The 15,934-nt window shown below is 65.8% G+C and carries 18 protein-coding genes; 13 read left to right on the top strand and 5 right to left on the bottom strand.

The window, feature by feature from the left end; all coding sequences use genetic code 11:
- Positions 1-5: 5 nt before the first annotated feature.
- Positions 6-1,388 (top strand): cysteine--tRNA ligase, encoded by a 1,383-nt coding sequence (cysS, locus tag C3F42_RS03370; RefSeq protein WP_038705999.1) that lies wholly within the window; start codon positions 6-8, stop codon positions 1,386-1,388.
- Between the two features lie 118 nt (positions 1,389-1,506).
- Here the strand turns inward: cysS and C3F42_RS03365 are convergent, their stop codons facing one another.
- From C3F42_RS03365 to C3F42_RS03345, 5 genes are all read right to left on the bottom strand, one after another.
- Entirely contained in the window at positions 1,507-2,898 is a 1,392-nt protein-coding gene (locus C3F42_RS03365; RefSeq protein ID WP_038706000.1) for a HAMP domain-containing sensor histidine kinase, read from the bottom strand.
- Complete coding sequence (locus C3F42_RS03360) at positions 2,876-3,556, bottom strand: response regulator transcription factor (protein ID WP_038706001.1); 681 nt, start codon at positions 3,554-3,556, stop codon at positions 2,876-2,878. Before C3F42_RS03360 ends, C3F42_RS03365 begins: the two co-directional genes overlap by 23 nt.
- Positions 3,557-3,727: 171 nt before the next feature.
- On the bottom strand, positions 3,728-4,747 hold the full coding sequence (locus C3F42_RS03355) for a branched-chain amino acid aminotransferase (protein ID WP_038706002.1): 1,020 nt from the start codon (positions 4,745-4,747) through the stop codon (positions 3,728-3,730).
- A 120-nt stretch (positions 4,748-4,867) separates the two neighbouring features.
- Complete coding sequence (locus C3F42_RS03350) at positions 4,868-5,221, bottom strand: hypothetical protein (protein WP_038707520.1); 354 nt, start codon at positions 5,219-5,221, stop codon at positions 4,868-4,870.
- Positions 5,218-5,586, bottom strand: a complete 369-nt coding sequence (locus C3F42_RS03345; protein ID WP_038706003.1) for a glyoxalase superfamily protein — start codon at positions 5,584-5,586, stop codon at positions 5,218-5,220. Before C3F42_RS03345 ends, C3F42_RS03350 begins: the two co-directional genes overlap by 4 nt.
- Positions 5,587-5,869: 283 nt before the next feature.
- Between C3F42_RS03345 and C3F42_RS03340 the strand changes: the two genes are divergently transcribed.
- The 12 genes from C3F42_RS03340 to C3F42_RS03285 all read left to right on the top strand — a co-directional run bounded on the left by C3F42_RS03340 (position 5,870) and on the right by C3F42_RS03285 (position 15,934).
- On the top strand, positions 5,870-6,703 hold the full coding sequence (locus C3F42_RS03340; protein ID WP_104443964.1) for an urease accessory protein UreD: 834 nt from the start codon (positions 5,870-5,872) through the stop codon (positions 6,701-6,703).
- Positions 6,704-6,713: 10 nt separating this feature from the next.
- A complete protein-coding gene (locus C3F42_RS03335; RefSeq protein WP_038706005.1) occupies positions 6,714-7,016 on the top strand; it encodes an urease subunit gamma in 303 nt (100 codons plus the stop codon).
- A 10-nt stretch (positions 7,017-7,026) separates the two neighbouring features.
- On the top strand, positions 7,027-7,344 hold the full coding sequence (locus tag C3F42_RS03330; protein ID WP_023632872.1) for an urease subunit beta: 318 nt from the start codon (positions 7,027-7,029) through the stop codon (positions 7,342-7,344).
- A complete protein-coding gene (ureC, locus tag C3F42_RS03325) occupies positions 7,341-9,044 on the top strand; it encodes an urease subunit alpha (protein ID WP_038706006.1) in 1,704 nt (567 codons plus the stop codon). Before C3F42_RS03330 ends, ureC begins: the two co-directional genes overlap by 4 nt.
- A gap of 10 nt (positions 9,045-9,054) precedes the next feature.
- A complete protein-coding gene (ureE, locus tag C3F42_RS03320) occupies positions 9,055-9,540 on the top strand; it encodes an urease accessory protein UreE (protein ID WP_038706007.1) in 486 nt (161 codons plus the stop codon).
- 19 nt (positions 9,541-9,559) lie between these two features.
- Positions 9,560-10,105 carry a HupE/UreJ family protein gene (locus C3F42_RS03315; protein WP_104443963.1) on the top strand — a complete coding sequence of 182 codons (546 nt, stop codon included), beginning with the start codon at positions 9,560-9,562 and terminating at the stop codon, positions 10,103-10,105.
- Positions 10,105-10,779, top strand: a complete 675-nt coding sequence (locus C3F42_RS03310; RefSeq protein ID WP_094011209.1) for an urease accessory protein UreF — start codon at positions 10,105-10,107, stop codon at positions 10,777-10,779. The genes C3F42_RS03315 and C3F42_RS03310 overlap by 1 nt, the downstream gene beginning before the upstream one ends.
- 11 nt (positions 10,780-10,790) lie before the next feature.
- The gene (ureG, locus tag C3F42_RS03305) at positions 10,791-11,414 is read left to right on the top strand and encodes an urease accessory protein UreG (protein ID WP_023632538.1); all 624 of its coding nucleotides are present in this window, start codon (positions 10,791-10,793) and stop codon (positions 11,412-11,414) included.
- A gap of 232 nt (positions 11,415-11,646) precedes the next feature.
- A complete protein-coding gene (locus C3F42_RS03300; protein ID WP_023632539.1) occupies positions 11,647-11,883 on the top strand; it encodes a hypothetical protein in 237 nt (78 codons plus the stop codon).
- A gap of 141 nt (positions 11,884-12,024) precedes the next feature.
- On the top strand, positions 12,025-12,540 hold the full coding sequence (locus C3F42_RS03295; protein WP_104443962.1) for a sigma-70 family RNA polymerase sigma factor: 516 nt from the start codon (positions 12,025-12,027) through the stop codon (positions 12,538-12,540).
- Positions 12,537-13,484: a FecR domain-containing protein gene (locus C3F42_RS03290; RefSeq protein WP_104443961.1), complete on the top strand. Its 948-nt coding sequence runs from the start codon at positions 12,537-12,539 to the stop codon at positions 13,482-13,484. The genes C3F42_RS03295 and C3F42_RS03290 overlap by 4 nt, the downstream gene beginning before the upstream one ends.
- Positions 13,485-13,549: 65 nt before the next feature.
- Positions 13,550-15,934 (top strand): TonB-dependent receptor, encoded by a 2,385-nt coding sequence (locus tag C3F42_RS03285; protein WP_104443960.1) that lies wholly within the window; start codon positions 13,550-13,552, stop codon positions 15,932-15,934.

Below are 15,934 nucleotides of genomic sequence, written 5' to 3'. Positions count from 1 at the left end.
CCTTCGTGCTTACCATCTACAACACGCTGAGCAAGACCAAGGAAGTTTTCAAGCCGCTGGACGGCAACAAGGTGCGCATGTACGTGTGCGGCATGACCGTGTACGACTACTGCCACCTGGGCCACGGTCGCAGCATGGTGGCCTTCGACCTGGTCACCCGCTGGCTGCGCAAGAGCGGCTATGAGCTGACCTATGTGCGCAACATCACCGACATCGACGACAAGATCATCAACCGGGCCAACGAGAACGGCGAGTCGTTCGACGCGCTGACCGCCCGCATGATCGACGCGATGCACGAGGACGAGCGCCGCCTGAGCATCCTCAAGCCGGACCTGGAGCCGCGTGCCACCGACCATATCCCCGGCATGCACGCGATGATCCAGACCCTGATCGACAAGGGCTACGCCTACGCGCCGGGCAATGGCGACGTGTACTACCGGGTCGGCAAGTTCGTCGGCTACGGCAAGCTGTCGCGCAAGAAGATCGAAGACCTGCGCATCGGCGCGCGCATCGAAGTGGACGAGGCCAAGCAGGACCCGCTCGACTTCGTGCTGTGGAAGGGCGTCAAGCCCGGCGAACCCTACTGGGATTCACCGTGGGGCCCGGGCCGTCCGGGCTGGCACATCGAGTGCTCGGTAATGTCCACCTGCTGCCTGGGCGAGAGCTTCGACATCCACGGTGGCGGCAGCGACCTGGAGTTCCCGCACCACGAGAACGAGATCGCCCAGAGCGAGGCGGCCACCGGCAAGCAGTACGCCAACGCCTGGATGCATTGCGGCATGATCCGTATCAACGGCGAGAAGATGTCCAAGTCATTGAACAACTTCTTCACCATCCGCGATGTGCTCGACAAGTATCACCCGGAAGTGGTGCGTTACCTGCTGGTGGCCAGCCACTACCGCAGCGCGATCAACTACTCCGAGGACAGCCTGCGCGACGCCAAGGGCGCGCTCGAGCGCTTCTACCATGCGCTGCGTGGCCTGCCGCGCGTGGCTGCTCAGGGTGGCGAGGCATTCGTCGAGCGTTTCACCGTGGCGATGAACGACGACTTCGGCACGCCTGAGGCCTGCGCCGTGCTGTTCGACCTGGTGCGCGAGATCAACCGCCTGCGTGACAGCGACCCCGAGGCCGCCGCCGGCCTGGCAGGTCGTCTGCGCGAGTTGGGGGATGTGTTGGGTGTGCTGCAGCTGGAAGCCGATGACTTCCTGCGCGCCGGCGCCGAGGGCAAGGTCGATGCCGCTGAAGTGGAGGCGCTGATCCAGGCGCGTCTGCAGGCGCGCAGCGACAAGAACTGGGCTGAATCCGACCGCATCCGCGACCAGCTGGCCGCCATGGGCGTGGTGCTGGAAGACAGCAAGGGCACCACTACCTGGCGCCTGGCTGACTGATACTGCAACCGGGGCCGTTGTGCGGCCCAATCGCGGGGCAAGCCCGCTCCCACGTCGACGCATCTGCAATCGGGTGCCAACGTGGGAGCGGGCTTGCCCCGCGATGCTTTTCAGGCTGCTACTTTACCGGCCCCGCCAGCGGGCAATGCAGCACCAGCCTTGCCCCACCCAGCGCACTGCTGGCCACCTCCAGCCCGAAGCCGTGCAGGTCGACGATCGCCGCGACGATCGACAGCCCCAGCCCGAACCCTGCGTGGCGATGGCCTTCCTCACTGCGGTAGAAGCGCTTCAACACGGCCTCGCGCTCATCCGCCGGAATCCCCGGCCCACTGTCCTCGACAGCAATATGCACGCCGGCCTCGTCCTCGCTGGCGACGATACGCACCTGTCCGCCCTCGGGGGTGAACTTGATCGCGTTGCCCACCAGGTTGGCCAGTGCTTCGAAGAGCAGTTCCCGGTCGCCATGTAGCGCCGCCAGCTGCGCAGGCTGCTCCAGGTGCAGACGGATGCCGCCATCCTCGGCCAGCGGCAGGTAGAAGTCATGAAGCTCCGCCAGCAACCCTTGCGGGTCGAGCCGGACGAATCCGGCGCGGCGCTGGCGGTCTTCCAGTTCGCTGATGCGTAGCAGCCCGCGAAAGCGGGCCATCAGCGTGTCGGTCTCGCCGATCGCCTGGTCCAGCGCCGCGCCTTCGGCGGAGTCGCTGCCGCTTTGCTGGCGGATGCGGTAGAGCTGGGCACGCAGGCGCGTCAGCGGGGTGCGCAGGTCGTGGGCGATATTGTCACAGACGCCCTTGACCTCGTGCATCAGCCGCTCGATGCGGTCAAGCATGGCGTTGACGATGGCGGCGAGCATGTCCAGTTCATCGCGCCGGGCCGACAGGGGCAGGCGGTGGGTGAGGTCGCCGGCGACGATCAGCTCGGCTTGGGCCTGGATCGCGCGGATGCGCTTGAGCGGCCTGCGCCGTAGCAGGTACCAGCCGGCGAAGCCCGGGATCAAGGTCAGCGAGATACCCCAGAGCAGAGCGTCGAGGATGATCCTCGTCACCACGAACAGCGAGCCGTTGTCGCGCACCAGCACCAGCCAGCGACCGTCCTGCACCTTGATCGCCACGGCATCGCAGCTGTCGCGGGGCAGATGGGGATCGTCGGCGTCCAGGCAACGCTTGAGCTCATGGACCTTGCCGTCCAGGCCCAGCTCCGAGGGAATTGCACGGATGCGCCCGCCGATCGGGTTGAGCTGGGTATCGAACAGGCCGTAGGCGTCGAAGCTGCGCTCCTCGAAGGCCTGGCTGGCGACCAACGCGTCGTCCAGCTGCTTGCCGCTCATGTGGGCGAACAGGTGCTGGCGTTGCAGCATCGAGTGGCGGGTGAGCTTGTTCAGGTAGCTGGTGACCTCGAAGTACAGCACCCCCATGAGGATGCTGCTCCAGGCCACGAACAGGAAACTGTATAGCGCCAGCAGACGGCTGGTGGAGGAGCTCCAGCCCTTAGACGGGTTCGGCAATGGCATAGCCGGAGCCCCGCACGGTGCGAATCAGCGGGTTCTGGCCGGGCGAGTCGATCTTCTTGCGCAGGCGGCCGATGTGCACGTCGATCAGGTTGGTGCCGGGGTCGAAGTGGTAGCCCCACACCTCCTCGAAGATCATCATCCGGGTGATCACCTGGCCGGAGTGGCGCATCAGGTACTCGAGCAGCTTGTATTCGGTGGGCAGCAGGTTCAGCGCCTGTTCGCCGCGGCGGGCTTCGTGGCTGATCAGGTCAAGCTCGAGGTCGGCGACCTGCAGGCGGGTCTGGGTCATCGGCACGCTGTTGCGGCGCAGCAGCACCTCGACCCGGGCGGCCATTTCGTCGGAGGCGAACGGTTTGGTCAGGTAGTCGTCACCGCCGGCGCGCAGGCCGCGCACGCGCTCGTCGACGTCCGACAGCGCGCTGATCATCAGGATCGGCGTGGCGATCTTCAGGTTGCGCAGGGTGGTGACGATGGTCAGGCCGTCGACCTCGGGCAGCATGCGGTCCAGGGTGATCAGGTCGTAGCCGCCGGCGATGGCCTTGGCCAGGCCTTCACGGCCATTGTCTGCCCAGTCGACTTCCAGACCGTGGCTGGACAGTTCGGCGACGATTTCCTGGGCGGTGACAGCGTCGTCTTCGATAGTCAGTACGCGAGGCATGCTGGTTCCTGGGCGGCGAGTGGAGACCTGATTGTGCCAAAGAATAGACAACCGGCGATTTAAGAAAAATTCATCTAGGCAATACTGCCGCGGCTGACGCTCAGATGGCGCAGCAGTAAAAAGAAAGGGGCGTGCCATTGCTGGCACGCCCCTTCTCATGACGGCACGGGCTTAAACGACCTTGACGATCCAGCCCGCTGGCGCCTCGACATCACCGCTCTGGATGCCGGTCAGCTCGGCATACAGCTTCTGCGTCACGGGGCCGACTTCGGTTTCGCTGTGGAATACGTGCAGCTTGCCGTTGTACTGGATGCCGCCGATTGGCGTGATCACCGCAGCGGTACCGCAGGCACCGGCTTCGACGAAACGGTCGAGCTTGTCGATTTCCACGTCGCCTTCGATGACCTTCAGGCCCAGGCGCGATTCGGCCAGTTCCATCAGCGACAAGCGGGTGATGCCCGGCAGCACCGAGACCGACTTCGGCGTGACGAATTCGTTGTTGGCGGTGATGCCGAAGAAGTTGGCCGACCCGACTTCCTCGATTTTCTTGTGGGTCAGCGGGTCAAGGTAGATGCAGTCGGCGAAGCCGGCTTTCTTGGCTTCATAGCCCGGCTGCAGGCTGGCCGCGTAGTTGCCGCCGACCTTGGCCGCGCCGGTGCCCTGCGGGGCGGCACGGTCGAAGTCGGAGATGAGGAATTTGTGCGGGGTCATGCCGCCCTTGAAGTACGAGCCGACCGGGATGGCGAAGACCGAGAAGATGAATTCAGGGGCGGTGCGCACGCCGATGTTGTCGCCGGTGCCGATCACGAATGGGCGCAGGTACAGGGCGCCTTTGCCGTGCGGTGGGACAAACTTCTCGTTGGCCTTGACCACCTGTTTGCAGGCTTCGATGAACTGTTCGGTCGACACCCGTGGCATCAGCAGACGGTCGCAGCTGCGCTGCATGCGCGCGGCATTCTGGTCCGGGCGGAACAGGTTGATCGAGCCATCCTTGCAGCGGTAGGCCTTCAGGCCTTCGAAGCACTGCTGGCCATAGTGCAGGGCGGTGGAGCCTTCACTGATGTGCAGCACGTTGTCTTCGGTCAGGGTGCCCTTGTCCCACTCGCCGTTACGCCATACGGACAGGTAACGCTTGTCGGTCTTGATGTAGTCGAAACCCAGCTTGTCCCAGTTAATGCTTTCGTTACTCATGACACCCTCATTGCTCTTGCCCGAACACGGCGGGCTGCTTTTATATGCGCACCCCGCCACCTTAATACATCCGGCGCGGATCGGGAACTGTAGGACATCTGTAGGAGCGGGGCACATGGTTCAACGCAAGCGCCGGTTCCAGTCCCCGCCATGATCGCGCCAACATGCCTCCTCGCTGTCGAAGCGCACATGCCAGGCGACATGGTCCAGTTCGATGCCTGCGTCACGCAGCGCCTGGGCCGTCAGCGCGATCATCCGCGCCTTGTCCGCGCCGGCCAGCGCGCGGGCCTTGTCGGTGTCATCGGTGAACACCCAGGTGATGCGCAGGCTGGCGGGGAAGTCGTCGAGGTCCACCTGGTGGGTGAGCCAGGCGAAACCGACGATCTCGCCCTGGGCAGTGGCGCAGGCTTCGGTCAAGCAGGCGACCATCTCCCGCTCCAGGCGCGCCAGGGCGCGCTTGCCGCTGGCCATCAGACGTTGTCGATCTGCTGGCAGAAGCGCAGGCGGTTGCCGAACGGGTCGGCCACCTGCATTTCCAGGCCCCAGTCGACCGCCTCGGCCTGCGGGCGGGCGTAGCCGTAGCGCTTGGCCAGCAGTTCGCACTCCAGCGCCTTGAGGTCCTCGACCCGGGCAAACACCGCCGAGCCCGGCGTGGCGTCGCCGTGGTGTTCGGACAGGTGCAGGATCAAGCCGTCGCGGTGGATCTGCATGTACAGCGGCAGGTCCGGGGCGAAGCGGTGTTCCCAGTCGAGCTGGAAGCCCAGGAAATCGAGGTAGAACTCCCGGGCCTTGTCGACCGAGAAGATCCGCAGGATCGGAATGGCGGGTGCGAATTGCATGGGGGCGTCCTTGGCTCGAAAAGGGGCAGGGTGGTCACTTTAGCCTACTTCGCCACGCCGGCAGGCACTTGAATCGCGCGTCCGGGCGTAGCCGCTCTGGCCCGCAGCCTTGCGGCATGGCTGACGGTCCGAAAGTTTCATCATCGTTCATCTGCGCAGTTGGCCCGCTCCCTGCTATATCCCTCCAGCGAATATTGATCGAGTGGTCAGCCCGGCGCGCCTGCAAGCGCCCCGCGTAGGGCCCTCATCCGGCCGTCAGGCCATGGATTTCAGGGGTTTGAGGATGTCGTCGGCGCAACAGATCGACCCGCTACAGGCAGAGACAGGCTGGCGCGCCCACCTGCGGTTGCGCTTCGTCCAGCGTGACGGCGTGACCCGGCTTGGTGCGCGCCATCATGTCGGACCTCTTTTGGTGCAGCGGCCTTTCTATCCGGAGGGAGCACCATGCCATGTCTATGTGCTGCACCCTCCAGGGGGCATCGTCGCCGGCGACCGTCTCGAGCTTGACGTCCACCTTGAGCCCGGCAGCCATGCCTTGCTCACCATGCCTGGCGCAAGCAAGTTCTACCGCAGCATCGGCCCACCAGCGCGGCTGGGCCAGCGCTTTCACCTCGCCGCCGGCAGCACCCTGGAATGGCTGCCGCAGGACAGTATCTTTTTCAACGGCGCCCGCGCTGGCCTCGACAGCCGTTTCAGCCTTGAACCCGGCGCGCGCCTGCTGGCCTGGGAGACGCTGTGCCTGGGCCGTCCGGCGATGAACGAGCGCTTCGAAGAGGGCGCGCTGGACAGCCGCCTGCGCATCGAACTGCCCGGCGAGCCGGGCCTGCACGAGCGCCTGCGCATCGAGGGTGGGCTGCTGGACAAGGTCGCCGGGCATCCGTTGCTCGCCACCTTCTGCGCAGTACCCGCCGACCAGACGGTGCTGGAGCGGGCGCGGCAGATCCTCGACGAACTCGAAACCCCAGCCGGCGCGACGCTGCTCGGCCCGCTGCTGGTGATCCGCCTGCTCGACCACGACAACCAACACCTGCAACGCAACCTGCAGCGCCTCTGGCACTTGCTGCGCCCGGCCGTGCTCGGCCTGGCACCGTGCCCGCCGCGCATTTGGGCCACCTGAGAGAGCCGCCATGGAGCTGACCCCGCGAGAGAAAGACAAATTGCTGCTGTTCACCGCCGCCTTGCTGGCCGAGCGACGACTGGCCCGTGGCCTGAAACTGAACTACCCGGAGGCGGTGGCGCTGATCAGCGCCGCAGTGCTCGAAGGCGCCCGCGATGGCCGCACAGTGGCCGAGCTGATGAGCCTCGGTCGCGAGGTGCTGGTGCGCGAGCAGGTGATGGCCGGCGTGCCGGAAATGCTGCACGACGTTCAGGTCGAGGCGACCTTCCCCGACGGCACCAAGCTGGTGACCGTGCATGAACCCATCGTTTGAGGAGGCCGGCATGATTCCAGGAGAAGTCCAGGTCGCCGCAGGCGACATCGAGCTAAATGTCGGTCGCCTGAGCGTCAGCGTCAGCGTGGCCAACCATGGCGATCGCCCGGTACAGGTGGGCTCGCACTACCACTTCTACGAAGTCAACGATGCCCTGGTGTTCGAGCGCGGGCCGACCCGAGGCTTTCGCCTGGACATCCCGGCCGGCACCGCGGTGCGCTTCGAGCCCGGGCAATCACGCACCGTGCAGTTGGTGGCTTATGCCGGCAAGCGCGAGGTGCACGGCTTTCAGGGCAAGGTGATGGGCGTGCTGGAGGAAAGGGCATGAGCCGCATTTCCCGCCAGGCCTACGCTGATATGTTCGGGCCTACCGTTGGTGACCGCGTGCGCCTGGCCGATACCGCGCTGTGGGTGGAGGTCGAGAAGGACTTCACGATCTATGGCGAGGAGGTCAAGTTCGGCGGCGGTAAAGTGATCCGCGACGGCATGGGCCAAGGCCAGATGCTCGCCGCCGAGGCCATGGATCTGGTGCTGACCAACGCGCTGATCATCGATCACTGGGGCATCGTCAAGGCCGATATCGGTGTCAAGCATGGCCGTATCGCCGCCATCGGCAAGGCCGGCAATCCTGATGTGCAGCCCGGCGTCACGGTACCGGTGGGGCCGGGCACCGAGGTCATCGCCGCCGAAGGCAAGATCGTCACCGCTGGCGGCATCGACTCGCATATCCACTTCATCTGCCCGCAGCAGGTGGAGGAGGCGCTGACCAGCGGGGTAACCACCTTCATCGGCGGCGGCACCGGCCCGGCCACCGGCACCAACGCCACCACCTGCACCCCAGGGCCCTGGTACCTGGCGCGCATGCTCCAGGCCGCCGACTGCCTGCCGATCAACATCGGCCTGCTGGGCAAGGGCAATGCCTCGCGGCCCGAAGCCCTGCGCGAGCAGATTGCCGCCGGCGCCGTGGGCCTCAAGTTGCACGAGGACTGGGGCTCGACACCAGCGGCCATCGACTGTTGCCTGGGGGTGGCCGAGGACATGGACATCCAGGTGGCGATCCACACCGATACCCTCAACGAGTCGGGCTGCATCGAGGACACCCTGGCGGCCATCGGCGAGCGCACCATCCATACCTTCCACACCGAAGGGGCGGGCGGTGGCCATGCGCCGGACATCATCCGCGCGGCCGGCCAGGCCAATGTGCTGCCATCCTCGACCAACCCGACGCTGCCCTACACCGTGAATACGGTAGACGAGCACCTCGACATGCTCATGGTCTGCCACCACCTGGACCCGAGCATCGCCGAGGACGTCGCCTTCGCCGAGTCGCGCATCCGTCGCGAGACCATCGCCGCCGAGGACATCCTCCACGACATGGGCGCCTTCGCCATGACCTCGTCCGACTCCCAGGCCATGGGCCGGGTCGGCGAGGTGGTGCTGCGCACCTGGCAGGTTGCGCACCAGATGAAGCTGCGCCGCGGCCCGCTGGCCCCGGACAGCGCCTACAGCGACAACTTTCGGGTCAAGCGCTACATCGCCAAGTACACGATCAACCCGGCGCTGACCCACGGCATCGCCCACGAGGTCGGCTCGGTGGAGGTGGGTAAACTGGCCGACCTGGTGCTGTGGGCACCGGCGTTCTTCGCGGTCAAGCCGGCGCTGGTGGTAAAGGGCGGCATGATCGCCACGGCGCCGATGGGAGATATCAATGGCTCCATTCCAACCCCGCAGCCGGTGCATTACCGGCCGATGTTCGGCGCCCTGGGGGCGGCGCGGCATGCCACGCGCATGACCTTCCTGCCCCAGGCCGCCCTGGACCGAGGCCTGCCCGCAGAGCTGAAACTGCAGAGCCTGATCGGCCTGGCCCACGGTTGCCGGCAGGTGCGCAAGGCCGACATGGTCCACAACACCCTGCAACCGCTGATCGAGGTCGACGCCCAGACCTACCAGGTGCGTGCCGACGGCGAGCTGTTGGTGTGCGAGCCGGCGCACGAGTTGCCGCTGGCACAGCGTTATTTCCTGTTCTGAAGGAGCGAACATGATTGTCCTCACACGCCGGATCACTGCAGCCCAAGCCATCACCGGCAGCGTCACCCTGAATGTCGACAGCCGCATCAAGAGCCGCCTGCGCGTCACCCTCGACGACGGCCGCGAGGCCGGGCTGATGCTCGAACGCGGCCACCTGCTGCGCGGCGGCGAATTGCTGGCCGATGCCGATGGCCAACAGGTCATTCGCGTGCTTGCCGCCCCCGAGGCGGTCTCGACTGTGCGCTGCGCCGATCCTCACCTGCTGGCCCGCGCCGCCTATCACCTGGGCAATCGCCATGTGCCGTTGCAGATCGAGCCGGGTCTGTTGCGCTTCCAGCACGACCATGTGCTCGACGACATGCTGCGTGGCCTGGGGCTGGAAGTGATCGCCGAACAGGCGCCATTCGAGCCCGAGGCCGGTGCCTACCAGAGCGCCCCCCACAGCCATTCCCATGGCCACGATCACCCGTTCGTGCGTCTTCCTGCCCATTCCTGACTTCATCCCGGAGCCCACAATGAAAAAGACTTTCGCCCTGGTTTTGCTGATGGTGGCCTTGCCGGCCTTCGCCCATCCTGGACACGACAGCAATCCGTTGCAGGATGGCCTGCTGCACCCGCTGACCGGCCTCGATCACTTGCTGATGCTGCTCGGCACGGGTGTGCTGGCCGCCCTGACGGGGCGCAGCCTGACCTTGCCATTGGCGACCCTGGCGGCGATGTTCGGCGGCGCGGTCTGCGGCCATCTGTTCGGCGATGTGGTCGGCATGGAGCAGATGATCCTCGGCTCGCTGCTGGTGGCGGCCGCGGCCATGTTGGTGCCGAGTCGTCAGTTGCTGCTGTCGCTGATCATGCCGGTGTTCGCCCTGTTCCACGGTTGGGCCCATGGCGTGGAAGCCACCCCTAGCGCGTTCTGGCAATTCAGTGCCGGTTTTGTAACGGTCAGCGGCCTGCTACTGGCGGCGGGCTTTGGCGTAGGCTGCCTGCTGCGGCGCCATGCCGCCCTGCAGAAGGCTTTCGGCGGCGGCCTGCTGGTGGGCGCCGCGCTGGTGCTGGCCGGCTGATGCACACTGATCTGGCGCTGCTGCGCTTGCTGCAGTTGGCCAGCCCGGGTTTGCCGGTGGGCGGCTTCACCTACTCGCAAGGCCTGGAGTGGGCCGTGGAAGCCGGTTGGGTGAAGGATGCCAAAGGCTTCGCCGCCTGGCAGCGCGAGCAGTTGCACGACACCCTCGGCCACCTCGACTGGCCATTGCTGGCGCGCCTGTACAAGGCCTGCCAGGCCGAAGATGCCGACGCCTTCGCGCACTGGAGCCAGTTTCTTTTGGCCAACCGCGAGACCGCCGAACTGCGCCTGGAAGAACGGCAGCGCGGCAGCGCCCTGGCGCGTCTGCTCGATGGCTGGCAATTGGGGCAGGAGCCAGCCTGGCGCGCCAGCCTCGAGCTCAGCCAGCTGGGCGGCATGGCCTGGCTCGGGGCGCACTGGTCGATCCCGTTGCGTCAGCTCGCCCTGGGCCATGGCTTCGCCTGGCTCGAGGGTGCGGTGATGGCGGGGGTGAAGCTGGTGCCCTTCGGCCAGCAGGCCGCGCAAACCCTGCTACGCGACTTGGGCGAGGAACTGCCTGCCGTGCTTGATCATGCTCTGGGCCTTGACGACGACCAGCTCGGCGGCGGCCTGCCGCTGCTGGCCATCGCTTCATCGCGCCATGAAACCCAATACACCCGTTTGTTCCGTTCCTGAGGACAGCCACGATGCAAAACTATCAGCAACCCCTGCGTGTCGGCGTCGGCGGCCCGGTCGGTTCCGGCAAGACCGCGCTGCTTGAAGCCCTGTGCAAGGCCATGCGGGATCACTACCAGATCGCCGTGGTGACCAATGACATCTACACCAAGGAAGACCAGCGCATCCTTACCGAAGCCGGGGCCCTGGAGCCTGAGCGCATCGTCGGCGTCGAGACCGGCGGTTGCCCGCACACGGCGATCCGCGAGGACGCCTCGATGAACCTGGCGGCCGTCGAGGCGTTGGCGCGCCAGTTTGGCAACCTCGAGGTGATCTTCGTCGAGAGTGGCGGTGACAATCTGAGCGCCACCTTCAGCCCGGAGCTGGCCGACCTGACCATCTATGTGATCGATGTCGCCGAGGGCGAGAAGATCCCGCGCAAGGGCGGACCGGGCATCACCAAGTCGGACTTCCTGGTGATCAACAAGACCGACCTCGCGCCCTATGTGGGGGCGTCGCTGGAGGTGATGGAACGTGACACCCGGCGCATGCGCCCGGAGCGGCCGTGGACGTTCAGCAACCTGAAGAAAGGCGAGGGGCTGCAGGCAGTGATCGATTTCATTGTCGAGCGCGGGATGCTGGGGGTTGCGCGCTAGCCATGAGACCGAGCGCAGCCCACACCGCGCTGCGTTAACGGTTGCGGCGCTTCACCTGGGTGCCAGTACGTCCTCAAGGACGATTTCCTACGAGTTAATGAAGCGCTTTCACGTGGCGAAGTGACTTCTTCCTAACGCTGCCTGGCAGGAACAGAAGATAGAGTCAACCGGGCTGCAGGAGGAGCGCTTCGCCTGTGCAAATCAAACCGGGAAATCACTGAAAGGACACTGTATGAAAAAGATCGTACTGGTCGCGTCGCTGGCAGCCGCAAGCTTGACCCAGATGGCTTATGGCAGCCAACCGGCGGGCTCTCCAAAGGGCACCCCAGCGCTCATCCAAAGCAGCATGGCGGCAAAAAGCCTGCCGGTTGACGCCCCGTTTATTGGTGACATGGGATCAAGCGCATGCCCGGGCAGGACCGCCCGCACTTCTACAGGCGACTGCCAGCCGCCTGCTGAATTCGATTGATAAAGCGTGGCGCGGACCGCCTTGTGAAATACCCGACCTGCGGTGAATCCAGCCCTATGCCCGGCCAGCGCGATGCTATTGGCCAATGCATTGAGGTCAATTAGAATAAATATCATTTACACCTGCAGCAGCGTGCCATTGATGACTGAGTCCACCGCGGCCCCTGAACCCTCGCTAAGCGCTCTTTATCGGGCACATCGCGGTTGGCTGCACGGCTGGCTCCTGCGACGCCTGGGCGACACCTGGACGGCTGCCGACCTGACCCAGGACACCTTCCTGCGCGTGCTGGCCGCTCAGCAGTCCCAGACCCTGGCCAGCCTGCGCGAGCCCAGGGCGTATCTGCTCACCGTAGGCCGTCGGCTATTGGTCAACCACTTTCGACGACGTTCGCTTGAGCATGCCTATCTCGAGGCGCTGCGCCAGTTGCCCGAGGCGCTGGCGCCATCACCTGAGCAGCGCTGGGTGCTCTTAGAGACCCTGCAGGCCCTCGATGAACTGCTGGATGGCTTGCCCCGCCCGGTGCGCCAGGCGTTTATCTGGTCACAGCTGGAGGGCCTGGACTACGCCAGTATCGCCACCCGCCTGCGGGTCAGTGAGCGCACGGTCAAGCGCTACATGGTCAGGGCCTACGAGCATTGCTTGCTGGTGGCGCTGTGAACGCGCGCACCGATGACGCGGCGCGGCGCCTGGCTCGCGAGGCGGCGCAATGGCTGGCCTTGCAGGATGCCGGTGGCTTGAGTGCCGAGCAGCGCGACAGCCTGAGTCGCTGGCGTGAGCGCAGTGCTGCCCATGAGGCGCTGTGGCAGAAGGCCGAGGCGCTGCGCGAGCGCTTCAGCCAGGTGCCGGCACCGTTGGCGGCGACCTGCCTGGACCGCCCCGATCCAGACCGCCGTCGCTTGTTGGGGCAGGCCCTTGCCGTGGGCACCCTGGTGCCACTGGGGTGGTTGGGTTATCGGCAATTGCCGGTCGATAGCTGGCGTGCCGACCTGCGCACCGCCACCGGCGAGCGTCGCGGCCTGACGTTGCCTGATGGCAGCCGCTTGCAGTTGAATACGGCCAGCGCGGTGAACCTCGATTTCAGCCTCGGTCGGCAGCAGGTGCAACTGGTCGCCGGCGAGATCGCCGTGGACAGCGCCGGCTCGCTGCAGGTACAGACCCGGCAGGGCTTGTTGCGCGCAGGGGGGGCGAGCTTCTGCGTGCGCCTGGGCGGGCGGGGTTGCGCCGTTTCGGTCAGCCGTGGCCAGGTCGATCTGCATCCGTTGTCCGGCCCAGGCGCGCGGGTGGATGCCGGACAGCGTGCGCTGCTCGGGGCCAGCGGCATCGGTGCCTTACAGCCATTCGATGCGCAGTTGCCAGGCTGGCAGCAGGGATTGCTGCTGGCCAACAACCAGCGGCTGGGCGAGTTGTTGCGTGAGCTTCGCCGCTATCGCCCTGGTTTGCTGCGTTGGGACCCGGCGTTGGAGCGCCTTGCGGTGACCGGCACCTTCCAGTTGGACGACACCGACCGCATCCTTGCATTGCTGGCCGCGAGCCTGCCGTTGGTGGTGCATTACCGCACTCGTTACTGGGTGTCGCTGACACCGCGCGAAAATACTGCCTGACGGCTGTCCCTTTTTTCCTGCTCACCGGTCATTCAGGGCATCACCCTCCAACAAGAGCATTGCGGATGTCCCTGAACCCTCTGATTCGCCCCTTGTCCACGCCTGTGCTGTTGCTTGCCCTGGGTTTGCCGGAGATGTCCTGGGCCGATGACGCGCCACGGCGCAGCTACCAGATCCCGGCAGGCAGCCTGGCCGCTGCGCTGACTCGATTTGCCGGCCAGGCCGGGGTCAACCTCTCGGTAGACCCGGCGCTGGTGGCCGGGCACGGCAGCAATGGGCTTGCCGGCGAGTACGCTGTCGAAGAGGGCTTCACGGCATTGCTGCGGGGCTCGGGCCTGCACCTGGTGCCCGCCGGGCAGGGCGGCTACACCCTGATGCGCCAGATAGCGCCGGGTGACGGCGCCCATGAGCTGCCCAGTACCACTATCAATGGCCAGGGCATCGGCTCGGCCAGTGATTCCTACGCGGGCGGCCAGGTGTCGCGGCGCGGCAGCCAGGGCCTGCTGGGCGAGCGAGACTACATGGACACGCCTTTCAACATCACCTCCTACACCAGCGAGCTGTTACAGAACCAGCAGGCGCGGACCCTGGCCGACGCGGTGGCCAACGACCCGTCCGTACGCACCACCAACCCGTCCGCCGGGCGCTTCGAGCAGTTCTCGGTGCGCGGCTTCAGCCTGTACAACAGTGATGTCGCCTACGGTGGCCTGTATGGGGTGCTGCCCACCTACTCCATCGACATGGAAATGGTCGACCGCGTCGATATCCTCAAAGGGCCCGGTGCCTTGCTGGGCGGGCTGGCACCCAATGGCAGCGTTGGCGGAGGAGTCAACATAGAACCCAAGCGCGCGGGCGAGACGCCGCTGACCGAGTTCACCGCGCTGTATGCCTCGGCCGGTCAGGGGGGAGGGCATGTGGACATCGGCCGGCGTTTCGGCGAAGGGCAGCGTGTGGGCCTGCGTCTGAATGCGGTGCGTCAGGCCGGCGATACAGAATGGGAGCACCAGCGCCTGGAGCGCGAGGCCTCGGTGCTGGGCTTCGATGTGCGCGGCGAGCGCCTGCGCCTGTCGCTGGATGTCGGGCATCAGCAGCGCGATGTCGACGCGCCTATGGAGCGGGTTGGCCTGAATCCTGGGGTCAATGTGCCGCACGCCAAGGCCATCCACCACAACTTCGCCCAACCTTGGAGCTACTCGCGGGCCGAGGACACTTTCGGCGCGGTGCGCGGCGAATACGATGTCAGCGATAACTGGATGGTCCATGGCGCGCTGGGGGCGCGCAAAGGTGACTACGACTTCCTGCGCCACGCGGTGCAGGTCACCAATGATGCCGGGCGCTTCAGCGTCAGCCCTCGGGCATTCCAGCGCGAGGAAAAAGTGATCACCGGTACTGTCGGGGTGCGGGGCTGGTTCGATACCGGCGCGGTCGGCCATACCCTGAACATCAGCCTCAATCGCTTCGACATGACCTTCGACAATAGCGGCGCGCGCTATGCCGCAGGTGTGAGCAATCTGTTCGACCCGGTGGCCCTGGCTGCGCCCGGCACTACGACGGCGCTGGACAACCCGACCCACACCAAGACGCTGCTCTCCAGCCTGGCTCTGGCCGACACCCTGAGCCTGGCCGAAGACCGCGTGCTGCTCACCCTCGGCGCCCGGCTGCAGCGGGTCGAGGTCGACAGTTCCGAGCCTGGCGAGCCCGACCAGCGTTACGACGAACATGCCACCTCGCCGGCCCTGGGGCTGGTGTGGCGCAGCAGCGAGCGGTTGTCGCTGTATCTGAACTACATGGAGGGGCTGACCCAGGGCCAGGTGGCGCCGGAGACGGCGAACAACGCCGGCAAGGTGTTCGCGCCCTATCGCAGCAAGCAGGTGGAGGTGGGCGCCAAGTACGACGCCGGCAGCTTCAGCACCACCCTGAGCCTGTTCCGTATCGACAAGCCGGCCTACTACACCGATGCGCAGAACAACCTGCGGGCCGATGGCGAGCAACGCAACCAAGGGCTGGAACTGAACTTGTTCGGCGAACCCCTGGCCGGCGTGCGCCTGCTCGGCGGGGCGATGCTGCTGGACGCCGAACAGACCCGCACCGCCGACGGGCGCAACGATGGCAACCGGGCCATCGGCGCGCCGATCGTCAACGCCAACCTGGGCGTGGAGTGGGACCTGCCGGCGGTGGCCGGGTTGACGCTCGGCGCCCGGGTGATCCACACCGGCAACCAATACCTGGATGCGGCCAACCAGCAGAAGATCGATGCCTGGCAGCGCTATGACCTGGGCGCGCGCTATGCGCTGAAACTGGGCGGCAAGGCGGTCACCTTGCGCGCCAGCGTGGAAAATGTGCTCGACAAGACGTACTGGGCTTCGGCGAACGTGCCGGAAGGCACCGCCACTGGCCTGACCTTGTCGACGCCACGCACCTGGCTGGTATCGGCGACGGTCGGGTTCTAA

It is taken from the genome of Pseudomonas sp. PONIH3 (assembly GCF_002934345.1).
Classification (GTDB): domain Bacteria; phylum Pseudomonadota; class Gammaproteobacteria; order Pseudomonadales; family Pseudomonadaceae; genus Aquipseudomonas; species Aquipseudomonas soli.
The sequence above is the reverse complement of the archived record's forward strand: the minus strand, read 5'-3'. Positions and strand labels throughout refer to the sequence as shown.